Genomic DNA, 20,557 nt, shown 5'->3' on the forward strand with positions numbered 1-20,557 from the left:
CGCCTCGGCAGCGCGCCGGGGCCGGGTCTGTGGGGTGGGCCTTTCGGAGTGGTTCCGGTTCAGTCGGTCAGGGGGCGTCCGGCGGCCAGCGCGTGGCCGACCCAGTAGGCGTCGAAGTTCCGCAGCCGGTGTCCCTCGGGCAGTTGCCCGGTCGGGGCGTTGACCAGGAACGGGACCCGCTGTTCGGTCAGGCCGCCGTGGGAGCGCAGGGGTTCCTTGAACCCCGAGATGTCGTGCCGGGCCGGGGTGGTGCCGAGCGCCGTGTTGCGTTCGGCGATGACCACGAGGTCACCGATGCGGTCGGCGGGCAGCTCGAAGCGCTCGCACGCCTGGGAGCGCGTCAGCACCGTCTGCACACCGTCGAGTCCGTCGAGTCCGGCGACGAGTGCGGCCTCGTCGGCTCCCGCGGGCAGATGGACGGTGGCGTACGAGCCGAGCGCCCCGTGGTGGACGGTGTACGGGTCGGTGATGGGCAGGATGACGCGGGCCGCGGCGTCCCCGAGCCGGACGTCCAGCCAGTCCTGGAGGAAGACGACGTTGGCCACCCCGTCGGCGTCGCTCTTGGCGTTCATGCCGTGGTCGGCCGTGACGACGAGGATCGCGCCGAGGGCGTCGATCCGCTCGAAGTACCCGTCGAGCATGGCGTAGAAGTCGTTGGCGACCGGTGACCCGGGGGCGTGCTTGTGCTGGATGTAGTCGGTCAGGGAGAGGTACATCAGGTCCGGCCTGTCGTTCTCCAGTACGTCGGTACCGGCTGCCATGACCAGCTCGCTGAGTTCGGCGCTGTAGACGGAAGGCAGTTCGCGCCCCACCCGTTCCAGCACCTTGCTGATGCCGTTCTCCTCCTCGGTGACCTGGTCGGCCTTCTCGGCAGAGAAGCACACGCCGTCGACCAGATCGCGGCCGAGCAGTCGGCGGAGCTTGTCCTTGGCGGTGATGACCGCGACCCTGGCGCCGGCCGCCGAGAACGCCGCGAAGAGCGTCGGCACCCTGAGCAGCGCCGGGTCGTTCATCATGATCTCGGTGCCGGATTCGGTGTCGTAGAAGTAGTTGCCGCAGATCCCGTGGACGGCCGGCGGCACGCCCGTGGCGATCGAGAGGTTGTTGGGGTTGGTGAAGGACGGCATGGTGCAGTCGGCCCGCAGGTCGCTGCCCCGTTCCAGCATGCGTTCCAGGAAGGGCATGCGGCCGTCGGCGACGGCACGCTCGTGGTAGGCGTCCTCGCTGCCGTCGATGCAGACCACGACGACGGGTCGTGCGGGCCAGGCGTAGGTGCGGCCGTTCACGTCGAGCTGCTCGGCAACAGATTCCTTCATGTACGGATCCACCCCTGAGGTCGAAGTCTCGGAGCGGCAACTCCCGCTCCGTATTTCATGGGTAGCACCCGTCACCGCCGGTGCAGAACCTCCGGAATCGCTATAGCGCCCATAGCCGTACGCACCTCGTGATCGCCCGTCCGCACCCCTCCCCAGCAGCGCCGATCGCGGATACGCTCACCGCGCGGTCGATTGTCGATCAACGTCAGGAGGCGCGTGGAACTCAACCTGCACCGGCTGTGGATCTTCATGCAGGTGGTCGAGCACCACGGATTCTCCGCGGCGGCTCAACGCCTCTACATGAGTCAGCCCTCGGTCTCCAACCAGGTGCGCCGGCTGGAACAGTCCCTGCGCGTCACCCTCATCGACCGTTCCGGCGCCCGGATCCGGCCCACGGCCGAGGGCGAGGTCCTCGCCGAGTACGGCAAGCGGGTCTTCCTGCTGGCCGACGAGGCGGTGGCCGCCGTCCAGCAGGTCAGCGGTCTCACCTCGGGGCGGTTGCTGGTGGGCGGCACGACCACGGTGGGCACCTATCTGCTGCCGCCCCTGATCGCCCGGTTCGCCGAGCAGCACCCGGGCATCGAGTGCGACATCTTCGTCGGCAACAACGAGGCCGTGCTCGAACGGCTGCTGGGCGGAGGCATCGGGGTCGCCGTTGTCGCGGGCACCCCCACGGCGGCGCAACTGGTCATGGAGACCGTCCTCGACGAACGGCTGGTCCTGGTCGCCGCGCCGTCCCATCCGCTGGCCGGGGCCCGTGAGGTCGAGCCCGCGGCGCTCGCCGCTTCCCGCTTCCTGTTGCGTGAGCCCGGTTCGCAGACCCGCGAGCTCCAGGAGTCCGTTCTCGCGGAGTGGGGGCTGACGGAGGTGTCCCGCAGCGACATCTGGGGGCCGGAGGCGGTCAAGCAGTGCGTGGCGGCGGACCTCGGTCTCTCGCTGATCTCCGAGCACGCGGTGGTCGACGACGTACGGGCGGGGTCGCTTGCCGTGCTCGATGTGAGTCCCCGGCCGCGCTCGCGCCCGGTCAATCTGGTGCGGCGCAGGGACCGGCTGCTGTCCCCGGCCGAGCGGGCGTTCATGGGCGTACTGCGCGCGATCGGCAGCTGGCCAAGCGAGCTGCCTGCCCGCTGACGCGCCGCCCCGACGCCCGGCGTCCCACATTCGGGATATCCTCTCCGATGTGAGAGAGAGCGAGATCCCGGAACCCGGCTCGGTCGATGCCCGCCTGGCCGCCCGGCTGGGCGAGCTGCGCACCGAGCACGGCTGGTCGCTCGACGCGCTGTCCCGGCGCAGCGGGGTGAGCCGCTCGACGCTGTCGCGCCTGGAGCGCGGCGAGCTGAGCCCGACCGCCGCACTGCTGGGGCGGCTGTGCACGGTGTACGAACGGACCATGTCGCGCCTGCTGATGGAGGTGGAGACGGAGCCTCCGCTGCTGGTGCCCGCCGAACGGCAGCCCGTGTGGCGCGACGAGGTCTCGGGCTTCGTCCGCCGCTCGGTCTCCCCGCCGCACGCCGGACTGCGCGGCGAGGTGATCGAGGGCAGGCTCGACGCGGGGGCCGTCGTCTCGTACGAGGATCCGCCCGTGCCCGGCCTGGAACAGCACCTCTGGGTCCTGGAGGGCACGCTGGAGATCACCGTGCAGGGAAGCGTCCACACGGTGCGCACCGGCGACTGTCTGCGCTTCCGGCTGCGCGGCCCCTCCCGCTTCCACTGCCCGGGTCCCGACGCGGTCCGTTACGCCCTGCTGATCGTCCTCCCCTGACCCTGCCCCACTCCGCCCCCACTCCGCCCCGCCCCGCCCCAGAAAGGCACCCGCGACATGACCGAGATCGTCCCCGTGACCGGCCCCGAACTGGTCACGTACGCCGATGAGTTGGCGGCCCTCCTGGTGGAGACCGTCAACGGCGGGTCCTCGGTGGGCTTCCTCGCTCCGCTCGACCGCGCCGAGGCCGCCGCATGGTGGCGCGAGCGGGCCGCGTCCGTCGATGCGGGCCACCATCTGGTGTGGCTCGCCCGCGACGGGGAACGGGTGGCGGGCACCATCGGCCTGCACCGGGCGCCCCTCCCGAACGCCCGCCACCGTGCGGAGGTGGCGAAGCTGATGGTCCGCCCCTCGGCCCGGGGACAGGGACTCGGCCGGCGTCTGCTCGCCGCCGCGGAAGAGGCGGCGGCCAGGTCGGGTGTGACCCTGCTGATCCTGGACACCGAGTCGGGCAGCCCCGCCGAACAGCTCTACCGCTCGGCGGGCTGGACGGAGTGCGGGTCCATTCCGGATTACGCGGGCAACCCTGCGGGCGAGCTCAGGCCGACCACCTTCTACTACAGGACACCGGGTTCGCCCGAGGCGTCCCGGGCAGCACAATGAAGACAGAACGCCACCCCACCGAGGAGTAGCTCCATGACGCTGTACGACATCCCGCTCCACACGCTCACCGGCGAGCCCACCACGCTGGCAGCCCACCAGGGCAAGGCGATCCTGGTGGTGAACGTGGCCTCCAAGTGCGGACTGACCCCGCAGTACGAGGGCCTGGAGCGGCTCCAGAAGCAGTACGGCGACCGCGGCTTCACCGTCCTCGGTGTCCCCTGCAACCAGTTCGCGGGCCAGGAGCCGGGCAGTGCCGAGGAGATCCAGAGCTTCTGCTCCGCCACGTACGGCGTCAGCTTCCCGCTCCTGGCGAAGCTCGACGTCAACGGTGACGCCCGGCACCCGCTGTACACGGAGCTGACGAAGCTCGCGGACGCGGACGGCGCGGCCGGTGACGTCCAGTGGAACTTCGAGAAGTTCCTGATCTCCCCGGCGGGCGAGCCGGTCGCCCGCATCCGTCCCCGCACCGAGCCGGAGGCCACCGAGGTCATCGCGGCCATCGAGGCCCAGCTGCCGGCCTGACGCACCGGGCCGGACGGGCTTGAGGGCCGAGCCCGTCCGGCGCTCGGACGACGCGCTAGCGGATCGGCATGCCCGAGAGCGTGCGCGCGATCACGAGGCGCTGGATCTCGCTGGTGCCCTCGAAGATGGTGTAGATCGCGGCGTCCCGGTGCATCCGCTCCACCGGGTACTCACGGGTGAAGCCGTTGCCGCCGAGAATCTGGATGGCCTGTGCGGTGACCTTCTTGGCCGTCTCGCTCGCGTAGAGCTTCGACATCGAGCCCTCCGCCGAGTCGAACGGCTTGCCCGTGGTCGCCATCCAGGAGGCGCGCCAGACCAGCAGCCGGGCCGCGTCGATCTGCGTACGCATGTCGGCGAGCTGGAAGGCGATGCCCTGGTTGTCGATGATCGGGCGGCCGAACTGCGTACGGGTCTTCGCGTAGTCGAGCGCGACCTCGTACGCGGCGCGGGCCGTGCCGACGGCCATGGCGCCGACGGCGGGGCGGGACGCCTCGAAGGTGGCCATCGCGGCGTTCTTGACCCTCTCACCACCGCCGGACCTGGCCCTCTCACGGGCGCGGGCCATTCGCTCGTCGAGCTTCTCCTTGCCGCCCAGCAGGCAGCTGCCCGGCACCCGCACGTCCTCGAGGACGACCTCGGCGGTGTGCGAGGCACGGATGCCGTGCTTCTTGAACTTCTGTCCCTGGGAAAGTCCGGCGGTGTCCGGCGGCACGATGAACGAGGCGTGCCCCTTGGAGCCGAGCTCCGCGTCGACGACCGCGACGACGACGTGGACGTTGGCGATCCCTCCGTTGGTCGCCCAGGTCTTCGTACCGTTGAGGACCCATTCGTCCTTGGCCTCGTCGTAGACCGCGCGGGTGCGCATCGCGCCCACGTCGGAACCCGCGTCCGGCTCGGACGAGCAGAAGGCGGCGACCTTCACGTCGTTCGCGTCGCCGTACATCTGCGGAATCCAGGTGCCGATCTGCTCCTCGGTGCCGTTCGCGAGGACGCCCACGGCCGCCAGGCCCGTACCGACGATGGACAGGGCGATGCCCGCGTCGCCCCAGAAGAGCTCCTCCATGGCCATCGGGATGCCGAGGCCCGTGGGGTCGAAGAACTGCTGGGCGTAGAAGTCCAGGGAGTAGATGCCGACCTTGGCGGCCTCCTGGATGACGGGCCAGGGAGTCTCCTCACGCTCGTCCCACTCCGAAGCCGCCGGCCGGATGACATCCGCCGCGAAGCCGTGGAGCCAGTCACGGACCTGCTTCTGGTCCTCGTTGAGATCGAGCGTGAACTCGGCCATATTCCCCTCCATGCACTGCTGAAAAACGTACGTTACTTGCGGTAACTGCAGTCTGTTACCGGCAAGTAGGTACTGTCAACCGCCAGAACTCCGATCCACGTCACCACTGGGCAGGGTGTTACGTTGCGCAGGCGTGAACAAAAGGCATGGCCAGGGGTGGGGAGACACGACATGGAGACCGCACGAGGCGCCGAGCGTCAGCGGAGCGCGGCCGAGCGCCGCCGCCGCGAACTGCTCGAGGCCGCGGACCGAGTGGTGCTCAGGGACGGACCCAAGGCGTCGATGAACGCGATCGCCGCGGAGGCCGGGATCACCAAGCCCATCCTCTACCGGCACTTCGGCGACAAGGGCGGGCTCTACCGCGCGCTCGCCAAACGCCACACCGACGCCCTGCTGAGTGCCCTGCGCGCGGCACTCGACGCCCCCGCCGACCGCCGGGAAAGGGTCGAGGCGACGCTCGACACCTATCTCGCGGCGATCGAGGCACGCCCCCAGGTCTACCGCTTCCTGATGCACCCGTCCGACGACGCGGCCCCCTCGCCCGAGCAGGGCTTCGACGTCGGCCGGCACTCGGCCCCGCTGCTGCGCCGGCTCGGCGAGGAACTGGGCAAGGTGATCGCCGAACGGGTCGATCTCGGTCCGGACCACGACCAGATGGCCCGCATCTGGGGTCACGGAATCGTCGGCATGATGCACGCGGCGGGCGACTGGTGGCTGGGCGACCGCCCGTGCTCCCGCGCCCAGTTGGTGCGCAGCCTCGCCGATCTGCTCTGGGGCAGGCTCGCCGAGGCCGGCGACCGGCCGGGCGCGCCCGGATTCTGACCGCGCTCAGCCGGTCTGCCCCCATGGCGCCCGCCGGGCCGCGCGCAGCGCCCTGGTGCGGCGCAGTCCGGTGAGCCGGTCCGTGTAGACGGTGCCATCGAGGTGATCGCACTCGTGCTGGAGGCACCGGGCGAACCAGCCGGTGCCGGTGATCCGGACGGGTACGCCGTCGACGTCCACCCCTTCGACGACGGCGTGGTCGAAGCGTTCGGTGCCCGCCTCGAGACCCGGAAGTGAAAGGCACCCTTCCGGTCCGCGTACGGTGATGCCGTCCACCTCGACGAGTTTCGGATTGACCAGATGTCCCAGGTGACGAACATCATCGTCATCCGGGCAGTCGTACACGAACACCTTCAGCGGAACGCCGATCTGATTCGCGGCGAGCCCGACACCCTGCGCCGCGTACATCGTGGCGAACATGTCCTCGACCAGTCGGCCGAGGGCAGGACCGAAGTCGGTGACGTCCTCGCAGGGGCTGTGGAGGACGGGGTCGCCGAAGAGACTCATGGCGCGAATGAGTCCGGAACTGCCGGGGATCGGGCGGTTTCGCATGGCGGCAAGCGTACGTTCCGCCGCGGCCCGCGCCTTCCCGTGGTGCCGCGGTGCGGTCGTGGCACCGGACATCGATAGGCTGGGCGCGGACCGATGCAAGGAGGATCTAGGACGATGGCAGGCAACACGGAGCCGTTGTCGCCGCGGGCCAAGCTCGCCGTGACGGCGGGCAAGGCCGCGGCGGCGGTGTCGCGCGCTGCGGGGCGCGGCAGCGGATCGGTGATCGGCGGCCGGGTGGCGCTCAAGCTCGACCCCGACCTGCTGGGGCGGCTGGCGCAGCACCTGGACGTGATCCTCGTGTCGGCGACGAACGGCAAGACGACCACCACCAGGCTGATCGCGGAGGCACTGGGGGCCGCTGGCCCCGTCGTGTCGAACGCGCTCGGTGCCAACATGCCGGCGGGGATCACCTCCGCGCTGGCCGGTGGCTCCGACGCGAAGTACGGCGTGATCGAGGTCGACGAGAAGTACCTCGCAGGGGTCGCCCGCGACACGACGCCCAAGGTGATCGCGCTGCTGAACCTCTCGCGCGACCAGCTCGACCGCGCCGCGGAGACCCGGATGCTGGCCGAGAAGTGGCGTGAGGGCCTGTCCGGCTCGAAGGCCGTGATCGTGGCCAACGCCGACGACCCGCTGATCGTCTGGGCCGCTTCCTCCTCCCCCAATGTGGTGTGGGTGGCGGCAGGACAGGCCTGGAAGGACGACGCCTGGTCGTGCCCCGCGTGCGGTGGCGTGATGCAGCGCCCCGGCGACGACTGGTTCTGCGGCGAGTGCGGTTTCCGCCGCCCCGCCCCGAGCTGGGCGCTGAACGGCGACTACGTCCTCGACCCGCACGGCTCGGCCTGGCCGATCCACCTCCAGCTGCCGGGGCGCGCGAACAAGGCGAACGCCACCAGTTCGGCCGCGGTCGCCGCCGTCTTCGGTGTGCCGCCGCAGGTCGCCCTGGAGCGCATGTACCAGGTGCAGGCCGTGGCGGGCCGCTACGACGTCGTCACCTTCCTCGGCCGTGAGCTGCGGCTCCTGCTGGCGAAGAACCCGGCGGGCTGGCTCGAAACGTTTTCCCTGATCGACCCGCCGCCCACGCCGGTGATCCTCTCCGTCAATGCCCGTGGCGCGGACGGCACGGACACCTCCTGGCTCTGGGACGTCGACTACACCCAGCTGTACGGCCACCCGATCTTCGTGCTCGGTGACCGCAAGCTGGACCTCGCGGTCCGCCTCGAGGTGGCCGGTCTCGACTTCCGGGTCTGCGAGACGCTGGACGAGGCCGTCCAGCTGGCGCCGCCCGGCCGTATCGAGGTCATTGCCAACTACACCGCCTTCCAGGATCTGCGCCGTCGTGTCGGCAACTGACCCCGGCCCCGGCCCCCTCCGGAGAGGACGAAGCATGAGCAACAACAGCCTGCGGCTGGTGTGGGTCTACCCCGACCTCCTCAGCACCTACGGCGACCAGGGCAACGCCCTCGTGGTGGAGCGCCGGGCCCGGCAGCGCGGTCTCGACGTGCAGCGCGTCGACGTGCGCAGCGACCAGCCGATTCCCACCTCCGGTGACATCTACCTGATCGGCGGGGGTGAGGACCGGCCGCAGCGGCTCGCCGCCGAGCGGCTGCGCCGTGACGGCGGTCTGAGCCGGGCCGCGTCGAATGGCGCGATCATCTTCTCGGTGTGCGCGGGCTACCAGATCCTGGGGCACGAGTTCATCAACGACCTCGGGGAGCGCGAGCCGGGTCTCGGTCTGCTCGACGTGGTCTCCACGCGCGGCGAGGGTGCGCGGTGCGTCGGCGACGTACTCGCGGACATCGACCCGAACCTGGGTCTGCCGCCCCTGACCGGTTTCGAGAACCACCAGGGCGTCACCCATCTCGGCCCGTCGGCACGGCCGTTCGCCCGGGTGCAGTTCGGCCGGGGCAACGGGACCGGGGACGGCACCGAAGGCGCGTACAACGACACGGTGTTCGGTACGTACATGCACGGCCCCGTGATGGCACGCAACCCGCTGATCGCGGATCTGCTGCTGAAGCTGGCGCTCGACGTGAACGCTCTGCCGCCCACCGACGACCGCTGGTACGAGGCGCTGCGCTCCGAGCGCATCGCCGCTGCGACGCAGCCCGCCTGATGAGGCCGTTTCGGCTCAACTGAGCGGAGTCCAGCAGGCGGACGCCCGGTTCGGTCCCGCCACCCTGCGCCGGTAGGGTGGCGGGGATCAAACCGGACGACGTGGTCCGGTCGTCGGCCCCACGTTGCAAAGGTTTCCCGGGCAATGCGAATTGGTGTGCTCACCTCCGGCGGCGACTGCCCCGGCCTCAATGCCGTCATCCGTTCCGTCGTGCACCGCGCGGTGGTGGACCACGGCGACGAGGTCATCGGCTTCCACGACGGCTGGAGGGGCCTTCTCGAGTGCGACTACCGCAAGCTCGACCTCGACGCGGTCGGCGGCATCCTCGCCCGCGGCGGCACGATCCTCGGCTCGTCCCGCGTCCAGCCGGCCCATCTGCGTGACGGTGTGGAGAAGGCCAGGGGCCATGTCGCCGAGCTCGGCCTCGACGCGATCATCCCGATCGGCGGCGAGGGCACGCTGAAGGCGGCCAATCTGCTCTCCGAGGCTGGTCTGCCGATCGTCGGTGTACCGAAGACCATCGACAACGACATCGCCTCCACCGACGTGACCTTCGGTTTCGACACCGCCGTCGGTGTCGCCACCGAGGCGCTGGACCGGCTGAAGACCACGGCCGAGTCGCACCAGCGCGTGCTGATCGTCGAGGTCATGGGCCGGCACACCGGCTGGATCGCCCTGCACTCGGGCATGGCGGCCGGTGCGCACGCCATCGTCGTCCCGGAGCGCCCCTTCGACATCGACGAGCTGACCACGCTCGTCGGGCAGCGTTTCTCGGCCGGCAAGAAGTTCGCGATCGTCGTGGTCGCCGAGGGCGCGAAGCCGCGGGCGGGCTCCATGGAGTTCGCCCAGGGCACCAAGGACATCTACGGGCACGAGCGGTTCGCCGGAGTGGCCACGCAGCTCTCCATCGAGCTGGAGCACCGCCTCGGCAAGGAGGCCCGCCCGGTGATCCTCGGCCATGTCCAGCGCGGCGGCACCCCGACCGCGTACGACCGGGTCCTCGCGACCCGCTTCGGCTGGCACGCGGTGGAGGCGGCGCACCGCGGCGAGTTCGGCATGATGACGGCGCTGCGCGGCACGGACATCATGATGGTTCCGCTGGCGGCGGCCGTGGAGACCCTGAAGACGGTTCCGGCGGAGCGTTACGCCGAGGCCGAGTGCGTGCTCTGACCCGCTCGTGGTGACGAACTGCCCCCGGCCGCAGCTGCGGCCGGGGGCAGTTCTACTCTGGACCCGGACAAGCGGCACGAATCGGGGACGTCCCCAGCGGGAGTGAACAGATGGACCACAGCGGGCACGGCATGAACATGGATCTGCCGCCGTTCACGCTGGGACGCGGGCTGGCATTCTCCGCGGACCCGTTCTTCCTGGCCGGCTGCGTCCTGGCGCTCGCGCTGTACGGCTACGCCGTGCTGCGGCTGCGCAGGCGCGGTGACGGCTGGCCGGTCAACCGGACCGTCTTCTTCGTCCTCGGCGTGCTGTCGATCGCCCTGGTGATGTGCACCAGGCTGAACGACTACGGCATGGTCATGTTCAGCGTGCACATGGTGCAGCACATGGTGATCAGCATGGTGTCGCCGATCCTGCTGCTGCTCGGCGCGCCGGTGACGCTGACGCTGCGGGCACTGCCGGTCGCGGGACGGGGCAGGACCGGGCCGCGCGAAGTGCTCCTCATGCTGCTGCACAGCCGCTATCTGAAGATCATTACGCATCCGGCGTTCACGATCCCGCTCTTCATCGCCAGTCTGTACGCGCTCTACTTCACCCCGATCTTCGACTTCCTGATGGGATCGACGCCCGGCCATCTGGCGATGATGCTGCACTTCCTCGCCGTGGGCCTGATCTTCTTCTGGCCGATCATGGGGATCGACCCGGGTCCGCACCGGCCCGGCTATGTGATGCGGATGCTGGAGCTCTTCGCGGGCATGCCGTTCCACGCGTTCTTCGGGATCGCGCTGATGATGGCGAGCCAGCCGATGGTGAAGACGTACGAGAATCCCCCGGCCTCGCTCGGCATCGACGCGCTGAGTGACCAGAACTGGGCGGGCGGTATCGCCTGGGCGTTCAGCGAGATCCCCTCGGTGCTCGTGCTGGTCGCACTGGTGTTCCAGTGGTACCGCTCCGAGCAGCGCACGGCGAAGCGCTCGGACCGCGCTGCCGACCGGGACGGCGACAAGGAGCTCGCGGCGTACAACGCGTATCTCGCCTCTTTGCAGGCGCGCGGACAGTAGCGCGGAGCGCACTCCCGGGGCGACCATGGGCTCAACGGCCGCGCGGCCGGTGAGGAGCGTGCGCGCATGTCCGGATCCGTGAAGACCATGGGAGTGCTCACCCTCGGGACACTGGTTGCCATCACGGCATACACGGTGGCGCTGGGCAGCAACGGCTGGCTCTGGTTCGGCTGGGTCGTGCTGGGCCTGGCGACGCTGGGAACGGCGGCCACACAGGAGAACTGACCCGCTCCGGCGGAGCGGCGCGGGCACCGGGTCGAAGCCTGGCACCGGCGTGGTGACTGATCAGTACGGTCCCGCCCTCGCGACGGGCCACCTAGACTGACGGTTTCCCCGGCACCACGATGACCTGGCACGACACAGCCCTGAGCCGACCGGCAGAGCGAGGTGCACCCTCCGTGTTCTATTACGTCCTGAAATACGTTGTGCTGGGGCCGGTGTTGCGCCTGTTGTTCCGGCCGCGGATCGAGGGTCTGGAACACGTTCCCGACGACGGGGCTGCCATCGTCGCCGGGAACCATCTGTCGTTCTCCGACCACTTCCTGATGCCCGCGATCATCAAGCGGCGCATCACCTTTCTCGCGAAGGCGGAGTACTTCACCGGGCCCGGTGTCAAGGGCCGGCTGACCGCCGCCTTCTTCCGCAGCGCGGGGCAGATCCCGGTGGACCGTTCCGGCAAGAACGCAGGCCAGGCCGCGATCCGCGAGGGGCTCGGGGTACTGGCCAAGGACGAGCTGCTGGGGATCTACCCGGAGGGCACCCGCTCGCACGACGGGCGGCTGTACAAGGGCAAGGTCGGGGTCGCGGTGATGGCGATCAAGGCCGGGGTGCCGGTGGTCCCGTGCGCGATGGTCGGCACGTTCGAGATCCAGCCGCCCGGCAAGGTCGTCCCCCGGATCAAGCAGGTCACGATCCGCTTCGGTGAGCCGCTGGAGTTCTCCCGGTACGCCGGTATGGAGGACCAGAAGGCGGCGATCCGTGCCGTCACCGACGAGATCATGTACGCGATCCTCGGGCTGTCGGGCCAGGAGTACGTCGACGAGTACGCGGCCAAGGTGAAGGCCGCGGAGGCCGAGCAGCCGAAGAAGTTCCCGCGCCTGCGACGCTGACCGCGAATCTGCGCTCAGCGAAGGTTCATGGCCAGGTGAGAGCCCGCCCCCTAGCGTCTCCCCCATGAGCAGAGGAAACGCATTCGTGCTCGGCGCGACAGGACAGATCGGGCGGGTCACCGTCACGGCCCTCGTCGAGGACGGCTGGGAGGTGACCGCGGCCTCGCACGGCGGCGGCAGGGACGGCACCTGGGCGGACGGGGTGCGCGGCGTCCGCCTCGACCGGGACGAGGACGGGGCACTCGCGGCGGCGCTGGGCGAGGGCTGCGACGTCCTGGTCGACATGGTGGCGTACGACGGGGCCCACGCCCGGCAGCTGACGGGTCTCGCGGACCGGATCGGCTCGGCGGTGGTCATCTCCAGCGGCGCGGTGTACGAGGACGATCAGGGACGCAGCTTCGACACCCAGGACCGGCCGGACGGCAGCCCACGGTACCCGCTTCCGATCCCGGAGTCGCTCGCCACCGTGGCACCGGGCGACGCGACGTACGGGACGCGCAAGATCCGCCTGGAGCGCGATCTGCTGGCCGCCGCGGAATCCCTCCCGGTGACGCTGCTGCGGGCCGGAGCCGTCCACGGGCCGTTCTGCCGCACTCCGCGCGAGCTGTACTTCGTGAAGCGTGCCCTGGACGGCCGGGAGCGCCGGGTGCTCGCCTACGGGGGCGCCAGCCGCTTCCATCCCGTCCATGTGTCCAACGTGGCCGAGCTGGTCCGGCTCGCCGCACTGCGCCCCGGTGCCCGTGTGCTGAACGCGGCGGACCCCGAGGCCCCGACGGTCGCGGAGATCGGGACGGCCGTCGACGAGGTGCTCGGCAGAAAGGCCGAGACCGTGCTGCTGCCGGGCGCCCCGGCCCCGGGCGGCGTAGGCGAGACCCCGTGGAGCGCCCCGCACTCCATCGTGTACGACATGGCGGCGGCGGAGCGGGAGCTCGGCTACCGGCCGGTGACCGGCTACGCGGAATCCCTGCCGGCGACCGTGGCGTGGCTCGCCGAGCAGCTGGGCGGCCGGGACTGGACGGACGCGTTCCCGAAGATGGCCCGGAACTACGGCGACATCTTCGACTACGCGGCGGAGGACGCCTGGCTGGAGGCGTACGACCGCGGCCTGTGAGGCACCGGGACAGAGCGAAGGGGCGGCCGGATGGGTATCCGGCCGCCCCTTGCCCGTAACGGATGTGCTTACGGCTTCGGTGTGGCGTGCGGGGCGCACGTCACGTCGTGCCGGTCGGTCTCCCCGGTGAGCAGGTAGGTGTCCACCCGCTCGTTGACGCAGGGGTTGAGCACGCCCGTGACGCCGTGCGAACCGGCGTCCTTCTCGGTGATGAGACGCGAGCCCTTGAAGCGCTTGTGCAGCTCGACGGCGCCCTCGTACGGGGTGGCGGCGTCACGCGTGGCCTGCACGATCAGCACGGTCGGCAGACCCTTGCCGGTCTTGACCTCCAGCGGGGTCTGCTGCTTGGCGGACCACGTCGAACAGGGCAGGTTCATCCAGGCGTTGGCCCAGGTCATGAACGGGTAGTCCTTGTGGAGCCGGGTGTTGTCCCGGTCCCACCGCTGCCAGTTCGTGGGCCACTTGGCGTCCGCGCACTCGACGGCCGTGTACACGGCGTTGCCGTTCTCCGCGGACGCGTTGCCCGCGAGGTCCGACATGTCGGGGCCCGCGGCGTCGACCAGTGCCTGGGTGTCGCCGCCCCGGTAGGCGCTCCAGACCCGGGCGACGGGCGCCCAGCTGGAGTCGTAGTACGGAGCGCTCTGGAAGAAGCCGATGAGCTCGGCGGGGCCGACGACTCCACCGATCGGGTCCTTCTTGGCCGCGGCGCGCAGCTCCAGCCACGCCTGCTCGACCTTCTCCGGGGTGTCACCGATGTGGTAGACGGCGTCGTTCTTGGCGACCCACGCCTTCCAGTCGTTCCAGCGCATCTGGAAGGCGATGTCCTGGTTGAGGTTGGCCTCGTACCAGATGCTGTCCTTCGACGGGTTGACCACGCTGTCGACGACCATGCGGCGCACATGCGTCGGGAAGAGCGTGCCGTAGACGGCGCCCAGGTACGTGCCGTAGGAGACGCCCAGGAAGTTGAGCTTCTTCTCACCGAGCGCGGCGCGGATGACGTCCAGGTCGCGAGCGGTGTTGGGCGTGGTCATGTGCGGCAGCATGTCGCCGCTGCGCTCCGCGCAGCCGTCGGCGTACTCGGCGGCCAGCTTGCGCTGGGCCCTCTTGTCCGCCTCGCTGTCGGGGACCGGGTCGGCCTTCGGGGCCTTGACGAACTCCTGCGGGTCGACGCAGGAGATCGGCGCCGAGTGGCCTACACCGCGCGGGTCGAAGCCGACGAAGTCGTACGCCTTCGAGGTCTTCACCCAGAGCGGGTTCTTCGTGACGACCCGGTTCGGGAACCTGAGCCCCGAACCGCCGGGGCCGCCAGGGTTGTAGACGAGTGCGCCTTGGCGCTCCGCCGCCGTTCCCGTGGCTACCGCCCGGTCCACGGCCAGCTTGATCTTCTTGCCGTTGGGCTTGGCGTAGTCGAGCGGGACGGTCACCCAGCCGCACTGGATGGGCTTGGAGAGCGCCCAGTCCGCGGGACAGTCCTGCCAGTCGATACCGGCCTGCGCGGCCCGTGCGGCGGCGAGCTTGACGCCGTACGCCTCGGAGCCGCCCTGCTGACGCCCGTCGGCGCTGGCCGCCGGTGCGGCTATCGCGCCCGCTATGAGCGTGCCCGCGATCAGAGCGCCGGCCGAACCGAGCACTGCTGTGCGTCTCAAGTGGAACCTCCCCCATATCCGATGCGCCGCCGGTGGCGGCGCAGTTCATCGGGACTTCTCGCAGATCCTTTCGCCTGTGGGGTTCCTGAGAACAGGGCGTACACGTGTTTCTTTACCGAACCAATAACCGGTGACCCCGGTCCCGCTGAGCGAACTCCCCCTCAGCCGCTGCCGCTCAGCTCGCTCAGGGCGTCGTCCAGCACTCCGCGGAGCAGCCGCGCGTCGGCGGCGACGGCGGTCACCAGCAGGGCGGGACCGGCGAGCGGGGTGAGTACGGCGGCCGGTCCGATAAGCCGGGCTTCGGGGATCTTGTCCTCGAAGCCCGGTTCGACGATCAGCAGTTGCCCGACAGCCCGGTGTCCGCCGAGCACCGCGGCACCGTCCCAGCCGCCGGGTGCTCCCGGCCCGTAGGCGAGTTGCTGGTCCAGCAGCGGCCGGCCGGCGCGGTGCACGGTGAGGCGGGTGGTGAGGGTTCCGGTGGTCTCGCCGTGCCGGCCGAGGATCTGTTCCTCGCGCAGCACCAGGCGTGCCGAGGCGGCCAGTTCGACCCGGGTGGTCATGCGCAGCTCGCTGCCGTACGCGGAGACGAGCTGTTCCGGGAGCCAGCGCAGCTCGGCCCCCTCCCCCACGGTCAGCCGTACGTCGTAGGTCGCGGGTCCGGCCTCCGGCGATGCTCCGGGCAGGGCGACCGTGGCAGCCGCCGAGTCGACGGTCAGCCGCGCCCCGTCCCGGACGTCCGCCTCGACGGCGAGGCGGTCGCCGCCGAGCGGCGCGGTCATGGCGCCGACGACGGTGACGCGGGCGTACGGGGCGTGGGGGGACCGGGTGCGGCGCAGGGCGAGCGGTCCGCTGCTCTCCAGCACGGGGAGCGAGGTGGCGCCCCGGCCGTCCGGGACGGCGGTGATGCGGGCCGTGGCCTGGACGCTCATGCGGTCCAGGCGGCGAGCTGTGCGCGCACCCAGTCGGCGACGGGTGCGACGCCTTCGCCGGACGTCAGGGAGGTGAAGACGACGGGCAGTTCGCCGCGCTGCTCGGCGGCGTCGCGGGCCATCCGGCCGAGATCGGAGCCGACGTACGGGGCGAGGTCGGTCTTGTTGACGACGAGGAGGTCGGCGGTGGTGACACCGGGGCCGCCCTTGCGGGGGATGTCGTCGCCGCCCGCCACATCGATGACGAAGACCTGTGCGTCGACGAGTCCCCTGGAGAACGTGGCGGTGAGGTTGTCGCCGCCGGACTCGACCAGGATGAGGTCGAGCGGACCCACCGCGTCCTCCAGGTCCTCGACGGCTTCGAGGTTGGCGGAGATGTCGTCGCGGATCGCGGTGTGCGGGCAGGCGCCGGTCTCGACGGCCTGGATGCGCTCGGGCGGCAGGACGGCGTTGCGGAGCAGGAAGGCCGCGTCCTCGCGGGTGTAGATGTCGTTGGTGACGACGGCGATGGACAGCTGGTCGCGCAGGGTGCGGCAGAGGGCGGCGACGGTAGCGGTCTTGCCGGAGCCGACCGGGCCGCCGAGCCCGATGCGCAGGGCGCGGCGGGTGCCGTCGGGCCGTGCGGCGTCGGCGCTCACGGCGGCCGGTCCTTCGTGGATGTGGTCGAGGTGCATGGGGCGGCTCCTGATGTGCGGTTACGAGGCGAAGAGGCGGACCGGCCAGGCGGCGTGCGCTTCGGCGGTGATGTCGAGCAGGGGCGCCGAGGCGGCGGGCAGTGCGTCGATGCCCTGGCGGGCCGCGGCGGCTGCCTGGGCTGCGACCCGGTCGAGCTCGGGGGCGAGGCGGGCGAGGACGGCGGTGGCCTCGAAGGGGTCGAGGGAGAGCAGCCGGACGACCGCGCCGGCCGGTCCGCTGACGGTCTCGTACGCGACGCAGTGCGCGGCGTCCTCGGGTTCGAGTCCCGCGGACCGGGCGGTGAGGCCGAGGACCACGGGCTGGTGGGCGCCGCGTGGCCGGGCGGCGGCGAGCGCGGCCAGCTCGGGGCTGGGCCAGGTGGCCGTGGCGGCCCGCATCAGCTGGCGGCCGAGCTTGCGCGCGACGGCCCGCAGGGCGGGTGAGGGGGTACGGGCGTCGGCGGCCTCGTCGAGCGCGAGCGGGTCGAGGCCGTGGGTGGCCGCCGCGGCGAGCGCGGCGGAGGTGAGTCCCGTGGTGTGGAGGCGGCCACGGCAGAATGCGGCGAGGTCGTCGGCGTTACGGATACGTCCTGCCTTGACGGCCGGTTCGGCTCCACCGGAGTGGGCGTGACCACCGGCGGGGAACCGGCCGTCGGCGAGGACGAGCAGCGCTGCGCGCGTCATGGAGTGACGTCCGTTCAGAACAGTCAGAGCAGGTCAGAGCAGTCAGAAGAGGAAGTAGCGCTGGGCCAGCGGGAGTTCGGCGGCCGGTGCGGGTACGACCGGTTCACCGTCGATGGTGACGGCGAAGCTGTCGGGGTCGACCTCGACCCGGGGCAGCGCGTCGTTCTCGCGCATGTCCGCCTTGGTGACTCCGCGGGTGCTGGTGATCGGCACGAACCGTTTGCCGAGGCCGAGGCGTTCCGGCAGGCCGTCCTCGATGGCGACGCCCGACACGAAGTTGAACGAGTTGGCTGCGGGTGCGCGGCCGTGCGCGCCGAACATGGGCCGGGGCATGACCGGTTGCGGGGTGGGGATGGAGGCATTGGCGTCGCCCATCTGGGCGTACGCGATCTGGCCGCCCTTGATGACGGTCTGCGGTTTGACACCGAAGAACGCCGGGTCCCAGAGCACGAGGTCGGCGAGCTTGCCCGTCTCGACGGAGCCGATCTCCCGGTCCAGGCCCTGGGCCACCGCCGGGTTGATCGTGTATTTGGCGACATAGCGACGGATGCGGTGGTTGTCGGCCCGCCCGTCGCCCGGCAGCGCGCCGCGCCGCCTCTTCATCACGTGCGCCGTCTGCCAGGTGCGCATGATCACTTCGCCGACGCGGCCCATCGCCTGGGCGTCGGAGGAGATGATCGAGATCGCCCCGAGGTCGTGGAGGATGTCCTCGGCCGCGATCGTCGAGGGCCGGATACGCGACTCGGCGAAGGCCAGGTCCTCCGGCACGGCCGGATTGAGGTGGTGACAGACCATCAGCATGTCGAGGTGTTCCTCGATGGTGTTGACGGTGTGCGGCCGGGTCGGGTTGGTGGAGCTCGGCAGGATGTACGGCTCCGAGACCACGGTGATGATGTCGGGAGCGTGCCCGCCGCCCGCACCTTCGGTGTGGTAGGCGTGGATCGTGCGCCCGGCGATGGCGGCGAGGGTGTCGCCGACGAAGCCGGCCTCGTTGAGGGTGTCCGTGTGGATGGCGAGCTGGGCGCCGCTCTCCTCGCACACCTTCAGGCAGGCGTCGATGACGGCGGGCGTGGCACCCCAGTCCTCATGGATCTTGAACCCGAGTGCTCCGCCGCGGAGTTGGGCGCGCATCGCGTCGCCGGACATCGTGTTCCCCTTGCCGAGGAGCCCGATGTTGACCGGGTAGGCCTCCAGCGACTCGAACATCCGGGCAAGGTGCCAGGACCCGGGGGTGACGGTGGTCGCCTTGGTGCCTTCGGCCGGTCCCGTGCCGCCGCCCACGAGCGTGGTGACACCGGAGGACAGCGCCTGGTCGACGATGGTCGGCGAGATGAAGTGGACGTGCGCGTCGACGGCGCCCGCCGTCAGCACCTTGCCGTTGCCCGCGATGATCTCGGTTTCGGGACCGATGACCAGATCGGGGTGCACCCCGTCCATGGTGTCGGGGTTGCCGGCCTTGCCGATGCCGGTGATCCGGCCGTCCCGGATGCCGATGTCGGCCTTGACGATGCCCCAGTGGTCGATGACGACGGCGCCGGTGATCACCGTGTCGGGGGCGCCTTCGGCGCGGCTGGTGCACGCCTGCCCCATCGACTCGCGGATCACTTTTCCGCCGCCGAACACGGCTTCGTCACCGGCGATTCCGGGGCCGCCGGAGCGGTCCTCCTCGATCTCGGCGAACAGATCGGTGTCGGCCAGCCGGATGCGGTCGCCGGTGGTGGGGCCGAACAGGTCGGCGTAGACCGCGCGGTGGAGCTCAGCCATCGAGGGCACCTCCGGTTTCGCCGCGCAGCCCGTGGACGATGCGCAGACCTGCGAGCGGGACGAGTTCGACGTCGACCGGGATGCCGGGCTCGAAGCGGACGGCGGTGCCGGCGGCGATGTTGAGCCGCTGCCCGTGGGCCGCGGCGCGGTCGAAGTCCAGGCCGGGATTGGCCTCGGCGAAGTGGTAGTGCGAGCCGACCTGGACGGGCCTGTCGGCGGCGTTGAGGACGGCGATACGGGTGACGGCACGGCCCTCGTTGAGCGGCACGGGCCCGTCCCCGTACAGGATCTCTCCGGGAATCATCGCGGCGCGCCCCCGTCAGACGATCGGGTCATGGACGGTGACGAGCTTGGTGCCGTCCAGGAAGGTGGCCTCGACCTGGACGTCGTGGATCATCTCGGGGATGCCCTCCATGACGTCGTCACGGGTGAGCAACTTGCGTCCGGACGCCATCAGTTCGGAGACCGTACGGCCGTCGCGCGCGCCTTCCAGCAGGTGCGCGGTGATCAGGGCGACGGCTTCCGGGTGATTGAGCAGCAGCCCGCGTGCCCGGCGCTTCTCCGCCACGTCGGCGGCCACATGGATGAGCAGGCGTTCCTGCTCGTGCGGGGTCAGTTGCACGCTTCCACCTCTTTGTCTTCCGCCCAGTACCTGCCCTGGACGCAGCGGGACCTTATCCGGCTTCAACGACTTGTTGATCTTCCGGACAGGTCCTGCGGCGAGGTATTGCACGTTAGGGCGGAAGTTTTTCCGGCGCGTTAACTGGCCCTTTGCACATCCATGGACATCAGGCCCCGCAGGCCGTTCTCCGGCGCCTGGGGCTTCACGCCCCCGAAGAGCGCCTCTTGGGCGATGAACCCCTGGGCGGTGGCGATCAGCGTGCGGGCGATGTCGTCGGCGGGCACATCGGAGTGCAGGATGCCGGCTTCGCGGTAGGCCTCGACGAGTGTCACCCAGATGGCGCGCATTCCGGTGTACCCCTCGTCGAGCATGGCCGCCAGGCGTTCGTTGCGCATGGTCTCGGCCCAGACCTGCACGATCAGCGAGGCGAAGCCCCTGCGCTCCAAGCCGTACAGCTCTCCCGCGAACAGCCCGCCGATGACCCTGCCGAGGAGCAGATCGGGAGTGGGCGGCGGGGTGGTTCGGGCGGCCTCCTCGAAGGCTCCGCGAATCACCCGGAACGCCTCGTCGGTGATGGCCGCGATCAGGTCCTCCTTGCCGCTGAAGTAGCGGTAGACCGCTCCGGCGGACAGGCCGACCTCCTTGAGCACGTCCTGCATCGAGGTGCCGTGGAAGCCGTTGCGGGCGAAGCAGCGCGCCGCGCCGGCGACGATCTGCCGGCGGCGGGCGTCGAGGTGTTCCTGGGATACACGAGCCATGACACAAACTTAAAACGAACGTTCCTTCTTGACAAGCTCCCCCGCCGGGGC

23 protein-coding genes are annotated in these 20,557 nt (G+C 70.4%); 12 read left to right on the forward strand and 11 right to left on the reverse strand.

What is annotated here, in order from left to right; genetic code table 11:
* Positions 1–59: 59 nt before the first annotated feature.
* Positions 60–1,316, reverse strand: coding sequence for a phosphonoacetate hydrolase (gene phnA, locus ACWGO0_RS12180; protein WP_453532041.1), 1,257 nt, complete (start codon positions 1,314–1,316; stop codon positions 60–62).
* Positions 1,317–1,532: 216 nt separating this feature from the next.
* Here phnA and ACWGO0_RS12185 point away from each other — a divergent pair, with 216 nt between their 5' ends.
* The 4 genes from ACWGO0_RS12185 to ACWGO0_RS12200 are packed head-to-tail and all read left to right on the forward strand — an operon-like array spanning position 1,533 to position 4,203.
* Positions 1,533–2,447, forward strand: coding sequence for a LysR family transcriptional regulator (locus ACWGO0_RS12185; RefSeq protein ID WP_453532044.1), 915 nt, complete (start codon positions 1,533–1,535; stop codon positions 2,445–2,447).
* A 49-nt stretch (positions 2,448–2,496) separates the two neighbouring features.
* Entirely contained in the window at positions 2,497–3,078 is a 582-nt protein-coding gene (locus ACWGO0_RS12190) for a helix-turn-helix domain-containing protein (protein WP_453532047.1), read from the forward strand.
* 57 nt (positions 3,079–3,135) lie between these two features.
* Entirely contained in the window at positions 3,136–3,681 is a 546-nt protein-coding gene (locus ACWGO0_RS12195; protein ID WP_453532050.1) for a GNAT family N-acetyltransferase, read from the forward strand.
* Between the two features lie 33 nt (positions 3,682–3,714).
* Positions 3,715–4,203 carry a glutathione peroxidase gene (locus ACWGO0_RS12200; protein ID WP_453532053.1) on the forward strand — a complete coding sequence of 163 codons (489 nt, stop codon included), beginning with the start codon at positions 3,715–3,717 and terminating at the stop codon, positions 4,201–4,203.
* A 55-nt stretch (positions 4,204–4,258) separates the two neighbouring features.
* Here the strand turns inward: ACWGO0_RS12200 and ACWGO0_RS12205 are convergent, their stop codons facing one another.
* Positions 4,259–5,488 carry an acyl-CoA dehydrogenase family protein gene (locus tag ACWGO0_RS12205; protein ID WP_453532056.1) on the reverse strand — a complete coding sequence of 410 codons (1,230 nt, stop codon included), beginning with the start codon at positions 5,486–5,488 and terminating at the stop codon, positions 4,259–4,261.
* Between the two features lie 171 nt (positions 5,489–5,659).
* Between ACWGO0_RS12205 and ACWGO0_RS12210 the strand changes: the two genes are divergently transcribed.
* Positions 5,660–6,310 (forward strand): TetR family transcriptional regulator, encoded by a 651-nt coding sequence (locus tag ACWGO0_RS12210; RefSeq protein WP_453532059.1) that lies wholly within the window; start codon positions 5,660–5,662, stop codon positions 6,308–6,310.
* A gap of 6 nt (positions 6,311–6,316) precedes the next feature.
* Here the strand turns inward: ACWGO0_RS12210 and def are convergent, their stop codons facing one another.
* The gene (def, locus tag ACWGO0_RS12215; protein ID WP_453532062.1) at positions 6,317–6,862 is read right to left on the reverse strand and encodes a peptide deformylase; all 546 of its coding nucleotides are present in this window, start codon (positions 6,860–6,862) and stop codon (positions 6,317–6,319) included.
* A gap of 114 nt (positions 6,863–6,976) precedes the next feature.
* Here def and ACWGO0_RS12220 point away from each other — a divergent pair, with 114 nt between their 5' ends.
* The 7 genes from ACWGO0_RS12220 (at position 6,977) to ACWGO0_RS12250 (ending at position 13,429) form a co-directional block, all read left to right on the forward strand.
* On the forward strand, positions 6,977–8,215 hold the full coding sequence (locus ACWGO0_RS12220; protein ID WP_453532065.1) for a MurT ligase domain-containing protein: 1,239 nt from the start codon (positions 6,977–6,979) through the stop codon (positions 8,213–8,215).
* A gap of 34 nt (positions 8,216–8,249) precedes the next feature.
* A complete protein-coding gene (locus tag ACWGO0_RS12225; protein WP_453532067.1) occupies positions 8,250–8,978 on the forward strand; it encodes a type 1 glutamine amidotransferase in 729 nt (242 codons plus the stop codon).
* A gap of 144 nt (positions 8,979–9,122) precedes the next feature.
* Positions 9,123–10,148, forward strand: coding sequence for a 6-phosphofructokinase (locus tag ACWGO0_RS12230; protein WP_453532070.1), 1,026 nt, complete (start codon positions 9,123–9,125; stop codon positions 10,146–10,148).
* 110 nt (positions 10,149–10,258) lie between these two features.
* Positions 10,259–11,209: a cytochrome c oxidase assembly protein gene (locus ACWGO0_RS12235; protein ID WP_453532072.1), complete on the forward strand. Its 951-nt coding sequence runs from the start codon at positions 10,259–10,261 to the stop codon at positions 11,207–11,209.
* A gap of 66 nt (positions 11,210–11,275) precedes the next feature.
* Positions 11,276–11,434 (forward strand): hypothetical protein, encoded by a 159-nt coding sequence (locus tag ACWGO0_RS12240; RefSeq protein ID WP_453532075.1) that lies wholly within the window; start codon positions 11,276–11,278, stop codon positions 11,432–11,434.
* A 173-nt stretch (positions 11,435–11,607) separates the two neighbouring features.
* Positions 11,608–12,318: a lysophospholipid acyltransferase family protein gene (locus tag ACWGO0_RS12245; protein ID WP_453532078.1), complete on the forward strand. Its 711-nt coding sequence runs from the start codon at positions 11,608–11,610 to the stop codon at positions 12,316–12,318.
* A gap of 64 nt (positions 12,319–12,382) precedes the next feature.
* Positions 12,383–13,429, forward strand: a complete 1,047-nt coding sequence (locus tag ACWGO0_RS12250; protein ID WP_453532080.1) for an NAD-dependent epimerase/dehydratase family protein — start codon at positions 12,383–12,385, stop codon at positions 13,427–13,429.
* A 68-nt stretch (positions 13,430–13,497) separates the two neighbouring features.
* Here the strand turns inward: ACWGO0_RS12250 and ACWGO0_RS12255 are convergent, their stop codons facing one another.
* From ACWGO0_RS12255 to ACWGO0_RS12290, 8 genes are all read right to left on the reverse strand, one after another.
* A complete protein-coding gene (locus ACWGO0_RS12255; RefSeq protein ID WP_453532083.1) occupies positions 13,498–15,075 on the reverse strand; it encodes an alpha/beta hydrolase in 1,578 nt (525 codons plus the stop codon).
* A 161-nt stretch (positions 15,076–15,236) separates the two neighbouring features.
* On the reverse strand, positions 15,237–16,004 hold the full coding sequence (locus ACWGO0_RS12260; protein ID WP_453532086.1) for an urease accessory protein UreD: 768 nt from the start codon (positions 16,002–16,004) through the stop codon (positions 15,237–15,239).
* Entirely contained in the window at positions 16,001–16,678 is a 678-nt protein-coding gene (gene ureG, locus ACWGO0_RS12265) for an urease accessory protein UreG (RefSeq protein ID WP_453532089.1), read from the reverse strand. The genes ACWGO0_RS12260 and ureG overlap by 4 nt, the downstream gene beginning before the upstream one ends.
* Before the next feature lie 21 nt (positions 16,679–16,699).
* Positions 16,700–17,362 carry an urease accessory protein UreF gene (locus tag ACWGO0_RS12270; RefSeq protein WP_453532092.1) on the reverse strand — a complete coding sequence of 221 codons (663 nt, stop codon included), beginning with the start codon at positions 17,360–17,362 and terminating at the stop codon, positions 16,700–16,702.
* Positions 17,363–17,404: 42 nt separating this feature from the next.
* Positions 17,405–19,126, reverse strand: coding sequence for an urease subunit alpha (locus tag ACWGO0_RS12275; RefSeq protein WP_453532095.1), 1,722 nt, complete (start codon positions 19,124–19,126; stop codon positions 17,405–17,407).
* A complete protein-coding gene (locus ACWGO0_RS12280; protein WP_453532098.1) occupies positions 19,119–19,430 on the reverse strand; it encodes an urease subunit beta in 312 nt (103 codons plus the stop codon). Before ACWGO0_RS12280 ends, ACWGO0_RS12275 begins: the two co-directional genes overlap by 8 nt.
* Positions 19,431–19,445: 15 nt before the next feature.
* The gene (locus ACWGO0_RS12285) at positions 19,446–19,748 is read right to left on the reverse strand and encodes an urease subunit gamma (protein ID WP_453532101.1); all 303 of its coding nucleotides are present in this window, start codon (positions 19,746–19,748) and stop codon (positions 19,446–19,448) included.
* 137 nt (positions 19,749–19,885) lie between these two features.
* Positions 19,886–20,506, reverse strand: coding sequence for a TetR/AcrR family transcriptional regulator (locus ACWGO0_RS12290; RefSeq protein WP_453532104.1), 621 nt, complete (start codon positions 20,504–20,506; stop codon positions 19,886–19,888).
* Positions 20,507–20,557: the final 51 nt, after the last annotated feature.

This window comes from Streptomyces sp. NPDC055749 (assembly GCF_053617235.1).